Source organism: Halogeometricum sp. S3BR5-2 (assembly GCF_031624635.1).
GTDB classification, from domain to species: domain Archaea; phylum Halobacteriota; class Halobacteria; order Halobacteriales; family Haloferacaceae; genus Halogeometricum; species Halogeometricum luteum.
In genome coordinates, this window is record NZ_JAMQOQ010000004.1 from 1 (window position 1) to 15,701 (window position 15,701).

Below are 15,701 nucleotides of genomic sequence, written 5' to 3' on the forward strand. Positions count from 1 at the left end.
TCGCGGACATCGACGTGTTCGACGTCGAAATCGAACCCGAGGACGTCGACGAGTTCGTGAACATCGTCAGCGCGATGGAACCCACCTTCGGCGGCATCAATCTGGAGGACATCAAGGCGCCGGAGTGCTTCGAGATAGAGTCGCGCCTGCGCGACGAGATGGACATCCCGGTCTTCCACGACGACCAGCACGGCACCGCCATCATCTCCGGCGCCGCCCTCCTGAACGCCCTCGACGTGGTCGGCAAGGAGATGGACGAGGTTCGGGTGACGTTCGCCGGCGCGGGCGCGGCGGCGACGGCGACGGCGCGCTTCTACGTCTCTCTCGGCGTCCGGCCCGACAACATCGTCATGTGCGACATCGACGGCGTCCTCACTGAGGAACGTCGCGAGGCGGGCGAGTTGAACGCGCAGAACAGCGAGTTCGCGCGCGACGTCGAGGCCGACACGCTCGAAGAGGCGATGGCCGGTGCGGACGTGTTCGTCGGCCTCTCGGCGGGCGGAATCGTCTCACAGGAGATGGTGGCGTCGATGGCCGACGACCCCATTCTCTTCGCGATGGCCAACCCGGACCCCGAAATCGGCTACGAAGAAGCGAAGGAGGCCCGCGACGACACCGTCGTCATGGCGACGGGTCGCTCCGATTACCCGAATCAGGTGAACAACGTGCTCGGCTTCCCGTTCATCTTCCGCGGCGCCCTCGACGCCCGCGCCACCGAGATAAACGAGGAGATGAAGGTGGCCGCCGCGGAGGCCCTCGCCGAACTCGCCCGCAAGGACGTCCCCGACGCCGTCGTGAAGGCCTACGGCGACCAACCCCTGCAGTTCGGCCCCGACTACGTCATCCCGAAACCCCTCGACACGCGGGTGCTGTTCGAGGTCTCCGCGGCCGTCGCGCGGGCGGCGATGGAAAGCGGCGTCGCCAGACAGGAGATAGACTTGGACACCTACCGCGAGCGTCTGGAGGCGCGCGTCGGGAAGTCCTTGGAGATGCTTCGGGTCGTCCTCAACAAGGCGCAGAGCGACCCCAAGCGGGTCGTCCTCGCCGAGGGAGACCACGAGAAGATGATCCGCGCGGCCGCCCGGATGCGGACGGAGGGCATCGCCGAACCCCTCCTCGTGGGCGACAGGGAGCGCATCGAGTCCGTTGTCGCCGAACGCGGCCTCGACTTCTCTCCGAGCGTCGTCGACCCGAGCGCCGACGCGATGGACGAGTACGCCGAGCGCCTCTACAAGAAACGCCGCCGGAAGGGGCTGACACGCCGCGAGGCGGCCGAGCTCGTGAGCACCGACCCCGACTACCTCGCCAGCGTGATGGTCGACGCCGGCGACGCCGACGCGATGCTAACGGGCCTAACGCACCACTACCCGCCGGCGCTCCGGCCGCCGCTACAGGTCATCGGGACCAAACCGGACGCGAACTACGCCGCCGGCGTCTACATGCTCGCGTTCCCCGACCGCGTGGTGTTCTGCGCCGATGCGACGGTGAACCGGGACCCGAGCGCCGACGTCCTCGCGGAGGTGGCACAACACACCGCCGACCTCGCCCGGCGGTTCAACGTCGACCCCCGGGTGGCGTTTCTCTCGTACTCCGACTTCGGCAGCGTCGACAACGAGGGGACACGCAAACCGCGGACGGCGGCGCAGTCGCTCCGCTCGGACCCGGACGTGGACTTCCCCGTCGACGGGGAGATGCAGGCCGACACCGCCGTCGTCGAGGACATCCTCACCGGGACGTACGAGTTCTCCGAACTCGACCGCCCCGCCAACGTCCTCGTGTTCCCCAACCTCGAAGCCGGCAACGTCGCCTACAAACTGCTCCAGCGACTGGGCGACGCCGAGGCCGTCGGCCCGATGCTCGTCGGCATGGACGAACCGGTGCACGTCATCCAACGGGGCGACGAGGTGAACGACATCGTCAACCTCGCGGCCGTCGCGGTGGTGGATGCACAAGAAGAGTGAGAACCGTCGGGCGCGCGGCCCCTTACGCCGGTAGCCTTGTAACGGACATCGAAAACGAGCCGGTTTTTTCGGAGAACCCACAGTTCGAAACGATCGGTCGAGCGACCCGGTCGGCGGACGGAGCGGAGGCGCACCCGGTCGGTAGGGTCACATGAACATCCGGTCTTCGGGGTAGTCCCGACCCGACGCGGAGAGGTCGCCGTCTTCGAGCGTCTGCATCCGGTCTGCGAGCTCCTGATACTGGCGCCGGAGCTCCTCCGCGCGCTGTCTGAGTTCGGCCTCGTCGATGGCGACGCCGTACAGTTCCTCGACGGCTTCGAGGACGCGAATCGCGGCGTCCAAGTCGGGACCCGGCGGGTGCGCCGGCGTCACTAGCGCGCCGACGGGCGGCGACTCCGCGCCGAGGCCGCGGAGCATGAGTTCGCCGAGGAAGCCGTCGAAGAACCCGCCGCCCAGCGGCGGGATGTCCGTCTCGGCGAGGTGTCCGGCGCGGTACTCCTCCGTGGCGACGTAGAACACCGCGTGCTCCTCGGGGCCGTGCGGGAACGGGACGCCGTAGACGACGGTTATCTCCTCGATTCCCCGCTCGTTCGCGAACGCGACGAGGGCGTCGCTGAACGGTTCGCCGACGCCGACGGGGAGGAACAGTTCGCTCGTGAGCACGGTCATATCGAACTCGGGTACGTCGTACAGTCGCATCGGGTACCGCGGAACGCCGTCGGTGAACGGCGTGACGTCGGTGAGGCCGCGCGCGGTGACCTGTCCGACTTGCGCCGACTCGGAGTGCGCGACGAGGTAATCGACGGCGCTCAGGCCCACCATGCCCGGAAACGCCGTTCCGACGACCAATCGGGAACCCATCTCTGTCTTGTCGGTCACGTCGAACTCGAACGACACGGTCGTGGACATACGTCTCCTCGTACCACCCCGGAGGACTAACCCATTTCCCCCTCTCACCAACGCTCTATCCGTCGGTATCCCGTCACTCCCCGGAGATTGCCATAGCGAGTTCGGAATCAGTAATACACACTCACCTCTTCCTCGAATTGGCAGAAATGCAGAGCCGTACGCGCAAGTAAGTCCAATTACCACCCATATCGGCATATATGCTCCCTATCTAATTCTTTATTCGGAGCATATAGAAACATAACTCGCATTCTGGGCAGATATTTGGAGAACAGAACGAGTGCGAGAGACGCGTCGGCCGGGGGTCGTGATTTCCACGGTCGAGCCGTTCCGATGGTATTAGCAATAGTTATTTATGAGAGATTGGCTATCCGTCTAGTCAGGATGGACGAAGAACTCAGAGACAAGATACGGCAGTTCGGTCTGACGGAGAAGGAGACGGACACCTATCTCACCATCCTGCAGAACGGTCCGGCGACGGTTACGGAAATTGCCAAAGCGGCGGAGATATCCAAGCGACACGTCTACACCGTCGCGAGGAAGCTCGAAGAACGTCACCTCGTCATCGTCAACGACTACTTCACACCGACGACTATCGAGGCAGCGCCACCGGAGGAGGTGTACGAGCAACTCAAAGAGCAGGCGAGCGATATGTACCGCATTCTCGAGACGAAGTACCACGGCAGTAACCAGCTGGACGATATCAAGGTGCTGAAGTCCCGTTCGACGGTCATCAACAGGCTCGAAGAGATGATACACGCCTCCGAGGATCAGTTGGCGCTCTCGCTGCCCGCCGTGGTCATTCCGACGCTTCAGGACGCCCTCCGCGACGCCGTCGCGCGCGACGTGCTCGTTTTGCTGTTGGTCTTCGAGGACCGAACGGAAGTCGGGACGGACCCACTCGCCGGCGTTTCGCTGGACGGACTGGCCACGCTGGTCAGGTACCGCGACTCGAATCAGCCCGTAATGTTGGCGGCGGACTCGAAATCGGCGTTCGTCTCCTCCCGCGGCGTCATCACTCGACCGAACAGTCCGGTGAAAGCGATTTCGATAGAGCAACCGTACATGGAGACGGTCGTGTTCACGTCGCTCATGAACTCGCTGTGGGTGAACTCCGACGAGGTGAGCGTCACTCCGCCCAACGAACTCCCGCACACGTATCGGAACTTACGGAGGGCGGCTATCGACGCGACCATCTACGGAGAGCGGGGCGCTGTGATAACCGCCGAAATCGAGGCGAGAGCCTGCGACCACCCCGACTCAGTCGTCAATCTCGTCGGCGAGGTCGAAGGGGTAAAACAGCGACTCATCAGTCCGACCACCGACCCCCGTCCCAGACAGTGCTGCATCTGCCTCCGAACCGAAGAGGGGACGGTTACCGTCGGCAATCACGACGCGTTCTTCGAGGACTACCGCGCCTACAAGACGACGCTCAGGTTTCCCGAGTGAGGCGCTCCGCACCTCCGTCGCCACTGTCCGCCTGCGGGCGATAATTCGGCCCCCGACCGGAGACCGGTTCTCTCACGCGTTCGAGACGGCAGGCGGCGTCGTATCGTCCGGTTCCTCTCTGTTGACGATGGCGTCGCCGGTCTGCCCGTCGAACAGATGAATGCGATTCTCGGGGAGTTCCAGACGGATCGTACTCCCCTCGTCAACGTGGACGTCGCCCTCCGTCTCGACGTCCGTCTCGACGCCGCCGAGGTCGACGACGATGTGGTTCACGTCTCCCTGCGGTTGGACCACCTGGACCGTCCCGGTGACAGAGTGGGATGTTTCGGTCTCCGCGAAGGAGATGTCCTCCGGTCGGATTCCGAGGACGACGTCGTCGCATTCGGAGACGAGGCGCGCGTGCTCTGTAGAGAGCGGGTAGTCGAATGCGCGGGACGCGAGCACGCTCTCGTCGCGGGTGGTCTCGAAGAAGTTCATCGAGGGTTCGCCGATGAACCCCGCGACGAACTGATTGTTGGGCTTGTGGTAGCACTCCAGTGGCGTCCCGAGTTGCTGGAGTTCCCCGCCGTTGAGGATGGCGATGCGGTCGCCCATCGTCATCGCCTCCGTCTGGTCGTGCGTCACGTAGACCGACGTGACGTTGAGGCGGCGTTGGATCTGGAGAATCTCCGTCCGCATCTTGGTCCGGAGCTTCGCGTCGAGGTTCGAGAGCGGTTCGTCGAGGAGGAACACCTCGGGTTCCCGAACGATCGCTCGACCGAGCGCCACGCGTTGCTGTTGGCCGCCGGAGAGTTCTTTCGGCTTGTCCTCCAGCAGGTCCGTGATTCCCATCGTCTCCGCGACGGACTCGACGCGGTCGCGTATCTCCTCTTTCGAGAGGTGCGTCGACATCCGAAGGCCGAACGACATGTTCTCCCGGGCGGTCATGTGGGGGTAGAGCGCGTAGCTCTGAAACACCATGGCGATGTCGCGTTCCTCGGGTGACTGGTCGTTGACGACCTCGCCGTCGATACGAATCTCCCCGTCCGTGACCGTCTCCAACCCGGCGATACACTGGAGCGTCGTCGACTTCCCGCACCCCGACGGACCGACGAGAACGAGAAACTCCCCCTCGGCGAGTTCGAGAGATAGGTCGTCGACCGCCACGATTTGATTCTCGCCCACGGCGCCGTATACCTTGGTCAGGTGGTCCAACACTAAGTGTGACATCGGATTGCCGATAGACGACCTACTACATTAAATGTGAGGGTAACACATACCACGCGGCGTCCGGCGGAGCGGGTCTTCTCCGGGCAAGAAGAGAGAACGCGGGGTGTCGCTACCCCTTGACTGCCCCGTCCGTGAGACCGCTGACGAAGTAGCGCTGTAACGCGAGGAACATCACGAGCAGCGGAATCATCGCGATGACGCTCGCCGCGGCTATCGCGCGGTAGTCGGTCGAGTACTGTCCCTGGAACGAGTAGACGCCCATCGCGATGGTGAACAGCTTCGAATCGTTGAGGACGGTGAACGCCATCACGAACTCCGCCCACGAGAAGACGAAGTTGAAGATGCTTACGACCGCTATCCCGGGCATCACCGACGGGAGGAGCACGTGCCAGAGCGTCTGGAGACGATTGCAGCCGTCGATTCGCGCGGCTTTGTCGAGGTCCTCCGGTATCGTATCGAAGTAGCTCTTCAGAAGCCAGACGGAGAACGGCACCTGCAGCCCGATGTATAGCGCGATGAGGCCGATGTGGGTGTTCAGGAGACCGAACTGCGCCATCATGTTGTACAGCGGGATGACGATGACGACCGGAGAGATCATCTGGAACAGCAGTATCGCCAGCAGGACGGCCCGCTTCCCTTTGAACCGGAACCGCGAGAAGGCGTACGCGGCCGGCGTGACGAGAAAGAGGATGCCCGCGACTTCGAGCAGCGCTATCTTCAGCGAGTTCCACACCCACCGGAGGATGTCGCTGTTCTCCAGAACGTTTCGGTACACCTCGAAGGTGAACTCACTCGGGATGACTCTGAGCGGAACCGAGATGACTTCCTGTCGGGGCCGGACGCTCATCGAAATCGCCCAGAGGACGGGGAAGATGAAGAACGCCAGTCCCAGCAGGTAGACGGCGTACGTCGCGGCCGTGTAGCGGTCGAAGTCTTCGAACCGGGAGCGGCCGGACCGCGATTGGGTCGCCATCTCAGATCCCCTCCTCTTCGATGAGGAACCGCATGTAGACGAACGTCATCACGACGTTGACCAGCAGCATCAACACCGCGATGGCCGCCGCCTCTCCGAGGTTGAACGACTGGAAACCTTTGAAGTACATGAACAGCGCGAGCACCTGCGTCGCCCTCCCGGGGCCGCCCCCGGTGAGGCTGATGATCATATCGAAGGTGTTGAGCGTGTAGATGGTTATCAGGACGAGATTGATGAACACCACCGGCTTTATCTGCGGAATCGTCACGTGGCGGAACCGCTGTATCGCCGAGGCGCCGTCTATCTTCGCGGCGGCGTACAGTTGCTGCGGGACCTGCTGTAACCCTGCGTACAGCATGATCATCGAGAACGCCGTCCCCCGCCACGTGTTGGCGGTAATGACCGAGAGGAGCGCCATCTGCGGGTCGGACAGCCACGCGACCACGTCGAACCCGAGTTGCGTCAGGAAGAAGTTCAACACGCCGTACGGCGCCTCGATCATCATCAGTTGCCAGATGATTCCGATGACGATGCCCGGGATGACCCAAGCCGAGAGAACGGCGATGCGCGTCGACACGCTCCCGCGGATGTGCTTTTTGACGCCGTAGTCGATGGCCATCGCCAGTATCAATCCGAGCACTATCTGTCCGATGACGCTGATGGCGACGAATATCAGCGTCACGCGGGCCATCGTCCAGAATCCCGGAGCGGACAGCACGTCGAGATACTGCTCGATACCCACGTACGAGTAGCTGTCCGAGAGGAGACTCATATCGGTGAAACTCATCCGAACGACTTCGACCAGCGGGTAGAGGCGGAACGCGAGGAGTACCGCTATTGCCGGGAACACCCACGGTATCGGGTTCTCCTGGAGCCACACGAACCGTCCGAGCGCTGATCTGAGGCGCTCCGTTCCGGTGACAGAGGGGTCTTTCGTTCCGGTGTCTGTTTCCGTACTCATGCGGTGTTACCCGTCGTACTCGCTGTTGACGTTGTTGATCATGTTGCGGACGGCGGTCTCGGGATCGGACTGTCCAGTGATGACCTCCCCGGCGGCTATCTGCCACTCGCTGGAGACGGTCGTGTATATCGGATAGCCCGGACGCGCTCGACCGTTCTCGAGGAGCTTCGAGTACACCTGGAAGTACTCGTCCTCCGAGAAGAACTCGTTCTCCTCGAAGACGGACTGTCGCGTCGGGAGGAACCCGCCCTCGCGGCACCGCTGAGCCATGTTCCCCGAATCGGTGAACAGGCTGTAGAGGTCGACGGCGACCTTTCGCTGCTCTTCGTCGTCCGTGAAGACGCCCTTCGTCCAACCGCCGACGCCCGTCGCGGCGATGTCCGCGTTCTTCTGCGGAATCGGCGCGACCTTCCAGTTCGACCAGACGTCCTCGTCGACCATCGACTTCATGGTGCTTATCTGCCAGTTCCCGCCGAGGAACATCGCCGTCTGGTCGTTGAGCGCGGCCTCGCGGAGTTGAGCGTAGTCGTTGATGTTCGCCACGCGCTGCGGCGTGATGCCGGAGTCGATAGTCCGTTTGAACCACTTCATCACCTCGACGAGCGCACTCCTGTTTTCGCTCTCGTCCAACACGGGCGCTCCCTGGTCGTCGATGAGCGTGCCGCCGAGCGCCCAGAAGTGGGCGAGGTTGTCGAACGTCGTCGCCTCCCACCGGCCGCCGTTGTACATGTAACCGTTCATGTTCTCGCCGTCGGCGATGGCGCTCCCCACGTCGACGAGTTCGTCCCACGTCTCGGGCGGGTTCCCCTCGTTGTACTCGTCGAGGAGGTCCTTTCGGTAGTAGAGCGCCCGACAGTCGGTGTTCTGCCATACCGCGCGCCAACTACCCTCGTTCTTCGCGACGTTCTCGACGAACGGGTACCAGTCGTCATACTCCTGCATAGCCTCGTCCACCGAGGCCAGGTCGCCGTAGAACTGCGGCACCCAGAACGAGTCGACTTCCGACATCGGCGGCGCGTTGTTGCTCGCGTTCGCCTGCAGCAACTTCGTTTTGAACTGCTCTAAGTTCGTCTGAATCTGGACGTTTATCTTCCAGTCCGGGTGTTCTTCGGCCCACGTCGTGAGCATACCCTCGTGCACCGACCCGAGGTTCGTGTTCTCTGCCGTGTGGATGAAGTCCTCCTGTGTCCAGTAGTTGACCGTGTTGCTCGCCGAGGAGTAGCCGATGCGCTCCGACCCGAGCGGTTCGCCAGAAGGACTCCCGCCGCCCCCGCTTTCGGAGCCGTCGCCGGTGCTGCCGCCACCGCCGTTCCCGCTCCCGTCGTTCCCGCCGCTACAACCGGCGAGTGCGACCGCTCCTCCCAGCCCCATGAGTCCCAGGAGTCGCCGTCTGTTGATACTCTCGGCTGGGTCGCTCTCTTCGTGGTTGCTTGCCATATCAGAAAAAGTGTGTCATCTATGTATATGTACTTTTCTAATTATTACTTACAGATTCTTCGAACCGGCTCGACTCCTACGAGTCCGGGCCTCGAACAGCTAACTCGGCCGCCACGACGTGCTCAGCGTCCCGCCCACAGCGTCGCGTTTTCGAGGACGCGGCGAATCGAGGGGTGGTGGTAGATTCGGAACGTTTCGTGGCCGGGACGGAGGTAGACGCCGCGTCCATCGCCGAACGTGAACGTCACGCACGACCGGAACTCCCCGCCCTTCGGGAAGGTGCTACGGAGGACCACGTCGTCCGGTTCCGGAACGTCGAACGGTTCGCCGAACATCTCCGTGTTGGGGAGCGCGAACGATTCGACCCCTCGGGCGATGGGATGGTCCGGCGCCTCGACGGTCAGAACCTCGGCCTCGCCGGGGTCCTCCCAGCGCACGTCGCCGAGGTCGCCGGACCCGCCGATGAGTCGTTTGAACGGCCGGGCGTAGTGAGCCGAATGGAGCGATATGAACCCGACGCCGTCGGTTCGCACCGCCGAGACGACCCGATCGACCGTCTCGTCCGTCACGTCGTCGTGGCGCCTGTGTCCCCACCAGAGCAACACGTCCGCCCATTCCAGTGCGTCGTCGTCGAGGCCCTGTTGATCCGCCTCGATGGACGTCGCCCGGGCGGCGACGCGACTGGACTCGTTGAGGTGTTCTGCGACCGTCGCCGCGATGCCGTTGGGGTACACGTCCTCGGGTTCCGTCGCCTCCGTCCAGACGAGCGCGTGGATAGGTTCTCGAACCATCACCTTCGAGAATTCGCCCGGTTGTAATAAACTCACGCCCCGATCGGAACCGCTATCTGGAGAATTATACTATATCGCTACATTCATCAATAGCCAATACACCGAAATTTTATGATATATGAGCGGGAGAAGCAGTCGATGTCAGAACCGACGAAGATAGGCCTAACAGGAGCGGGTGGTCTCGGGATGCACCTGTCGCGGGGTTTCGAAGATACCGAAGACGCGGTCGTCCACGCGGTCGCCGACGTCAGCGACGAGAGCCGGAACCGAGCGGGAGAGAGGCTCGATATCCCCGAAGACCGGCGGTACAGCGACCACATCGAGATGCTCGACGATGCCGAACTCGACGGTGTCGTCGTTGCGACACCCCACACGTTCCACTACGAACAAACGCTCGCCGCCTTGGAGCGAGAGATCGATACGCTCTGTGAGAAACCGATGACGACCGACTTGGCCGACGCCGAAGACCTGGTCCGCCGGGCCGAAGACAGTAGCGCCACGCTGATGATCGGATACCAGCGCCACCTCGACTCGGCGTTCCTAACGGCGAAGGAAGCGCTCGCCGAGGAAGTGGGCGAACCGACGTTCATCACCGCCGAGGTCACGCAGAACTGGATCGCCACCCAACGTGGGACGTGGCGGACGAACCCGGACCTCTCGGGCGGCGGCCAACTCTACGACACCGGCAGCCACCTACTCGACGTCGTCCTCTGGACGACGGGACTCACGCCCGTCGCCGTGGACGCGCAGATGCTGTTCGACGACGACGAGGACCGCGTCGACGTGCAGGCCGCTCTCACCGTGACGTTCGAGAACGGCGCCGTCGCCTCCGTCGCCGTCTCCGGAGACACACCCACGGTGCGCGAACATCTCCACGTGTGGGGGGACAACGGCGGCTTCTTCGTCGAGGGCGAGGACTGGGACCCCCGGAAGATACGCTTCATCGCCCCCGACGGGGGCGAGCGACAACCGAGACTCGACCGCTGGGGGTCGAAGAACAAGGCGCAGGCGTTCGTCGACGTGATTCGGGACGGCGCCGAACCGCCGGCGACGCCGCGCGATGCGCTGAAGGTTACCGCAGTCACCGAAGCCGCGTACGAGTCCGCTCGGACGGGAAAGAGAGTCGATATCGACCTCTGAGAGAACGCACAGCGCGTTCCCGATGCCGGCCGGCGACCGAGAGATGAAGTCCGACAGGGTGAACGTCGGCGAGCAGTCGCGCTCGGTTTCGGGGTCGAGGCGATGGTGTGAAACCGCAGTTCGAACTCTCGACGACGCGGTGTCTGCCGTACGTCGAGCTGGCGTTGTTTGAGCGGATTGACCGCGTGTGGTCGTTCCTTATCCAGCGATATGGCCGCGGAGAACGCACTCTCGCGGCGTCTTGGACGTTCAACCGTCGGCGCGACGACGAGTGAAGTTAGAGTTCATTATAATAATTGTTCACGGCGTATGCTCGGAGCGGCTGTCGGGGCTGACACGGCGATTGCCGGCTTCTCCCGCCAGTTGAGGCAATATTTGCGGACATTCGAGAGAACAGACGCCGCACCGAGATATTGAGTGTCGGGAGCCGAAAATTGCCTTTTGTGCAGTACCTCGGTGTCTGTCGGAGGAAAATCCGGTACAGTATCCTCTACAGAGACGTTCGTACAGAAATGTACGAAGCCACACTTCAGAGCGACTCTGCAACCGTGCTCGCCGTCGAACGTGTTTGGCACCGAATGACTATCCGACGACGATAAGCGATTCACCTCGTAGACGCGCCCCCCATTACACTATTAGTATCGTAATCTATGAGACTCTCGGCCGGAACTGGAGGACACGGACGTGCGATTAGATACAGGCTCTTTTGGGGAATATAGTTCCACAAATACGCTTTCATACCTACACGAACTGCATCTACGGCGATATTTGGGTAGATGGAGCTGTATTGCAGGGTCCGAAAGCACGGCGGAGACGGACGAATCGGATGTTCGAGGAATCGATACGACGCGATTCGGGGCATCTGAGGTTGCGGTCCGCTCCCGAACGGTGTGAAATACGTGTTCACCGAAAAGACGGCGACTGCGGGCCGATCAGATCTGTGGTCCGAGATACCCCCACGCGAGGAGGCGGTCACCGTCGCCGTCTATCCACCGTTCGCCGATGTCGTCGCGGTAGTAGACGTTCGGGATGACGATGTCGTCGATGCGATCGTACGCCTGCTCGCGCGCCTTCTGCATCGTTTCGCCCTTCCCGGTCACGACGAGGGGCATGCCGCTCTCGCCGGCGACGCGCCACTGCCCGTCGACCTGCTTCGCGTCCTCGAGGTGGATACCCGCTCGGCTCTCCGTCTCGAACACGACGGCGGCGTTCCGGGAGTTCTCGTCGTACGTCTTCTCGTCGGTGAAGGGGAACGGCGGGAGGACGATTCGGACGCCGATTTGGTAGCCCCGGTGGACCTCCAACTCGGGGCTGTTTCCGTGCGCGAGGTCGTAGAAGAACTGGCCGGTCGACGACTCGAAGGACTCCTCTTGGAGCGCGATGGTCGGGTAGCCGAACCGGGGGGTGAACTCCAGCGGGTAGATGCCTCGGTCGTTGACGATGCAGTTGATGTCGATGCTGCCGACGTAGCCCTCGTCGGCGAGCCATCCTTCGAGTTTACCGAGCGTTTCCTCGAACAGGCGGTTCCGCCCGGCCCAGAACATCGAGGTGCCCATCTCGCCCGTCGACGGGCCGATGTTCCCGGGGAACAGCCGCTTGTGCTCGAAGTTGAAGTTCACGCGGTCGACGAACCGCTCCCCGTCGAAGAACCCGCAGACGGCGACTTCCACTCCCTCGACCTTCCGCTGGAGCTGAAACCCCGTCATGCGGTGTCCCCACGCCTTCTCGTAGGCTTCGAGCACGTCGACCACGTCGCTGCCGTCGTCCTCGCTGCCGACGTACAACAGTCGCTTCACGTTCTGGACTTCGCCCAAGGGTTTGATGACGTAGGGCGCGCGGTGGTCCCGGACGTACGCTATCGCCTCGTCGAAGTCGTGGAAGACGCGGTGTTCGACGGTGTCGACGCCGTGCGCTTCGAGCACGTCCATCGCGTACCCTCGGTCCCCCTCTAGTCGGTCCGTGTTCGGCGTGCCGCCGACGACGGCCTTCCCCTTCTCGCGGAGTTCGGCCGCGAGTTTTCCCGTCCCGACGTCCGACCCGACCCAGATGTCGTCGAAGACGACGACGTCGGCCCACTCGACCTCGGCGCGCCAGTCGTCCGTCTTGGGGACGAAGCCGTCGCCTATCTCCCGGTCGCGTTCGGCCTCGATGTAGTACTTCACGTCGTGGCCCTCGCGGTGAACCTGCCAGGCGAGGTCGGTTATCAGCGCGGCGTCCGCGGAGACGAAGAGGAATCGCTTGCCGTCCATACGACCCCCACGGCGGCTTGGTATATATGGTTGGACGTGGTCCGTTCGCCGCCCGCGCGTTCCGAGTCGTACGCTGCGGAAGGGCAATCTCGACCGGGTTCGAGCGAGCGGTTCGATTAAACTCCGACAAAGTTTCATGACGATCCGACGACCGGCACCCTCGACTCTCGGGGTCGGTCGTTCGACAGCACCTCGCCCGCCTCGGAAACGCTTTGAACCTTCCTTCCGAGGTGAAGGCATGGCCGACCGACACCGCGCCAACTACGCGCTGCTCCCGGTGCTCGAACAGTTGGGTCCGAACGAAGGTGCGCTCGACGTCCCGTGGGCGACGTTCGCGGGCGATTGTACCTCGGAGCACGAGTTCACCGTCCCGACCGACGGGACGGTGGACGCCTACGTCGAACTGCAGGCGTACGACGTGGGAACGTACGGCCACGAGATACTGCTCAACGGCGACTCGCTCACCGGGTTCGACGTGCCGCCGACGGAGGGCTGGCAGTACTGGATGGACACCGTCTCCGGGAGCGAACTCCGAGAGGGGACGAACGCGGTACAGATCCGACGGGACGCATCGGAGGACGACTCGTTCGCGGTGGGCAACGTCACCGTACACTGGAAGGAACCGATAGAGTGACCCGCGGCGCGAGTGCTTAAAACTGAACCCGAGTTTATTCTGGGTGGTTACCGGCACACGCCGACCGGCCGGACTCCGCGAGTCGACAGCGCCGCCGACGAGGCGTTCGTCGGGCGCGGCGCGGCGTCGGCGCTACTCGCGGATGTCCTTGGGGTCTCCCTCGGAACCGTCGTGCGCGACCGGTTCGCCGTCGCCGGTGTCCCCGGTCGCCACCGTGTTCTGGTCGTCGTCCGGCGGGCGCTCTCGCTTCGCGGCCTCGTCGGCGTCGGCGACGTTCTCGCGGTCGATGACCCGAAGGACCGGTTCGTCGTCGGGGCCGCTCCGGCGGTACTGGAGGAGTCGGTCCTCGGCGTCGAACCGCTCGAAGAAGCGCTCCCACTCGACCGGTTCGGCGTCCGAATCCGTCGAGAACACGAGTTCGTCGGACGGACCCGACGCCCGCGTCGGAACGGCGCCGACCTCGTCCGCCAGCGACCGAATCTCGTCGTGGTCCGTCGTCCGCTTCCATCCTGTGTCGTCGGTGTCGTTCGCCATGGGTTCCGACGTAGAGCCGTCGGGAGGATAAGCCAGTCGGCCGGTCGCCGCGTCGGTCGCCGGCGTTCGGACGACGGGCCCTCTCGTCACTCGACCTCGCGGTCGGAACGGCGGAGCGTCTCGTGGAGGCCGAGGACGAACGCGGGGACGACGACCATGAACAGGTGCTCTTCGAGGGGGATGCCGAACAGGTCGACGCCGGTCCTGAGGACGATCTCGAAGACGCCGACTTCGAGCGTGTACCAGTCCCAGAGGTAGGCGACGGGGTAGAGGACGGCTATCGTCCGAACCGCCGACCACAGGGCGCCCCGTCCCGCGCGGGCGAGGAGCGCGAAGGCGACGGTGCCGAAGACCAGTTCGGTCGCGAGGTAGGTGTACGGCCCGAGCGCGCCAATATCCGGGAGCGGAGCGTTCGTCAGGGGGGCGAACCAGACGCCGACGACGAGGACGGCGAGGAAGACGTACGCGCCGCGCACGAGCAGCATCGTCGCGAGTCCGGGGTCGGCGTCGAGGCTCACCGCGGCGACGACGCCGAACAGGGCGGCGGCGACGACGGCCGACGGCGGAAACAGGCCGTCGACGGCGAACCACAGCGTCGCCACGAGGGCGACGCCGACGAGGGCGTGTGCGAACCGGCGCGCCCGGCGGCGTCCGAGGGCGACGGCGACGGTTCGCTTGCCGATGGAGCGGTCGTACTCGTAGTCCGTCGAGTCGTCGATGACCTTCACGCCGCAGAGGAGGACGAAGAACACGCCGGCGAACGCGAGCGGTGCCGCCGCGACGGCGAGCGTCTGGACGTAGTAGCCGCCGAACAGTGCGACTGCGATGCCGAGCGGGTACCCCGCCGTCGTCGTCACGGGGTTCGTGTCCAACTGCGGCGCGTGGAGGACACCGATGACCCACGCGGGGAGCGTGACCAGAACGGCGAGCGGTCCGGCGAAGAACCACAGAACCGCGAGACACGCCGCGAACCCGGCGCCGGCGGCGACGAGGGCCAGTCGGCAACCGCCCGCGGTCAGCGGATGGTCGTCGTCCTCGCCGCGGACGTGGAAGTCGACGTACCCGTCCTTCACGTGCGCCGTGTAAACGCTGAAGAAAATGGCGAGGAGATGGGCGAGGAGGACCACGGGGTGCGCCTCCGCGGCGAGTATCGCGCCGAACGCGGCGGCGGCGACCGGCGGGAGCATGAACACCGGATGAACCTGCGACCCGAGGGCTCGACCGGCGGCGAGCGCTCCGTGACCGTGTCGAGAGATACCCATATGCGTGGTATCGGTGCCGAGCACAAGAACCTACGGGCCAGCGGTCGATGCGATAGCGGAGGAGTCGGGCGTATTTGGTCGCTCGGCGGCCGGACGGTCGGCCGGTCGAAACTCCTCCGTCGGAGATAGTCCTTACGCGAATACACTTGTAACGGCGGTACTGTCGTTAGAGAACGACACAGACCGAGTTCGGTC

Annotated in this window: 14 protein-coding genes; 5 read left to right on the plus strand and 9 right to left on the minus strand. The window is 63.7% G+C overall.

The genetic code is table 11. From position 1 onward, the window contains the following. A partial coding sequence (locus NDI79_RS14735; RefSeq protein ID WP_310929312.1) for an NADP-dependent malic enzyme occupies positions 1-1,961 on the plus strand: 1,961 nt, incomplete at its 5' end. Between the two features lie 147 nt (positions 1,962-2,108). Here the strand turns inward: NDI79_RS14735 and NDI79_RS14740 are convergent. Then, complete coding sequence (locus tag NDI79_RS14740; protein ID WP_310929313.1) at positions 2,109-2,870, minus strand: proteasome assembly chaperone family protein; 762 nt, start codon at positions 2,868-2,870, stop codon at positions 2,109-2,111. Between the two features lie 381 nt (positions 2,871-3,251). On the opposite strand from NDI79_RS14740, the gene NDI79_RS14745 reads away from it, so the two are divergent. Further along, positions 3,252-4,316 (plus strand): TrmB family transcriptional regulator sugar-binding domain-containing protein, encoded by a 1,065-nt coding sequence (locus tag NDI79_RS14745; RefSeq protein WP_310929314.1) that lies wholly within the window; start codon positions 3,252-3,254, stop codon positions 4,314-4,316. Between the two features lie 72 nt (positions 4,317-4,388). On the opposite strand, the gene NDI79_RS14750 is transcribed toward NDI79_RS14745, so the two are convergent. From NDI79_RS14750 to NDI79_RS14770, 5 genes are all read right to left on the minus strand, one after another. Then, positions 4,389-5,525, minus strand: coding sequence for an ABC transporter ATP-binding protein (locus tag NDI79_RS14750; RefSeq protein ID WP_310929316.1), 1,137 nt, complete (start codon positions 5,523-5,525; stop codon positions 4,389-4,391). 109 nt (positions 5,526-5,634) lie between these two features. Further along, positions 5,635-6,498, minus strand: coding sequence for a carbohydrate ABC transporter permease (locus tag NDI79_RS14755; protein ID WP_310929317.1), 864 nt, complete (start codon positions 6,496-6,498; stop codon positions 5,635-5,637). 1 nt (position 6,499) lies between these two features. Further along, on the minus strand, positions 6,500-7,459 hold the full coding sequence (locus tag NDI79_RS14760; RefSeq protein WP_310929318.1) for a carbohydrate ABC transporter permease: 960 nt from the start codon (positions 7,457-7,459) through the stop codon (positions 6,500-6,502). A gap of 6 nt (positions 7,460-7,465) precedes the next feature. Beyond that, positions 7,466-8,896 (minus strand): extracellular solute-binding protein, encoded by a 1,431-nt coding sequence (locus NDI79_RS14765; RefSeq protein ID WP_310929319.1) that lies wholly within the window; start codon positions 8,894-8,896, stop codon positions 7,466-7,468. 122 nt (positions 8,897-9,018) lie between these two features. Then, positions 9,019-9,687: a ThuA domain-containing protein gene (locus NDI79_RS14770; RefSeq protein ID WP_310929320.1), complete on the minus strand. Its 669-nt coding sequence runs from the start codon at positions 9,685-9,687 to the stop codon at positions 9,019-9,021. 138 nt (positions 9,688-9,825) lie between these two features. On the opposite strand from NDI79_RS14770, the gene NDI79_RS14775 reads away from it, so the two are divergent. Both NDI79_RS14775 and NDI79_RS14780 read left to right on the plus strand, forming a co-directional pair. Beyond that, positions 9,826-10,827: a Gfo/Idh/MocA family protein gene (locus NDI79_RS14775; protein ID WP_310929321.1), complete on the plus strand. Its 1,002-nt coding sequence runs from the start codon at positions 9,826-9,828 to the stop codon at positions 10,825-10,827. A 107-nt stretch (positions 10,828-10,934) separates the two neighbouring features. Next, complete coding sequence (locus NDI79_RS14780) at positions 10,935-11,102, plus strand: hypothetical protein (protein ID WP_310929322.1); 168 nt, start codon at positions 10,935-10,937, stop codon at positions 11,100-11,102. A gap of 657 nt (positions 11,103-11,759) precedes the next feature. On the opposite strand, the gene NDI79_RS14785 is transcribed toward NDI79_RS14780, so the two are convergent. After that, positions 11,760-13,076, minus strand: coding sequence for a phosphoribosylamine--glycine ligase (locus tag NDI79_RS14785; RefSeq protein WP_310929323.1), 1,317 nt, complete (start codon positions 13,074-13,076; stop codon positions 11,760-11,762). A 238-nt stretch (positions 13,077-13,314) separates the two neighbouring features. Between NDI79_RS14785 and NDI79_RS14790 the strand changes: the two genes are divergently transcribed. Beyond that, positions 13,315-13,710 (plus strand): DUF7383 domain-containing protein, encoded by a 396-nt coding sequence (locus NDI79_RS14790; protein ID WP_310929324.1) that lies wholly within the window; start codon positions 13,315-13,317, stop codon positions 13,708-13,710. Between the two features lie 132 nt (positions 13,711-13,842). On the opposite strand, the gene NDI79_RS14795 is transcribed toward NDI79_RS14790, so the two are convergent. Both NDI79_RS14795 and NDI79_RS14800 read right to left on the minus strand, forming a co-directional pair. After that, the gene (locus tag NDI79_RS14795) at positions 13,843-14,244 is read right to left on the minus strand and encodes a hypothetical protein (RefSeq protein WP_310929325.1); all 402 of its coding nucleotides are present in this window, start codon (positions 14,242-14,244) and stop codon (positions 13,843-13,845) included. Positions 14,245-14,330: 86 nt separating this feature from the next. Beyond that, positions 14,331-15,506, minus strand: coding sequence for a lycopene cyclase domain-containing protein (locus NDI79_RS14800; RefSeq protein WP_310929326.1), 1,176 nt, complete (start codon positions 15,504-15,506; stop codon positions 14,331-14,333). Between the last annotated feature and the right edge of the window lie 195 nt (positions 15,507-15,701).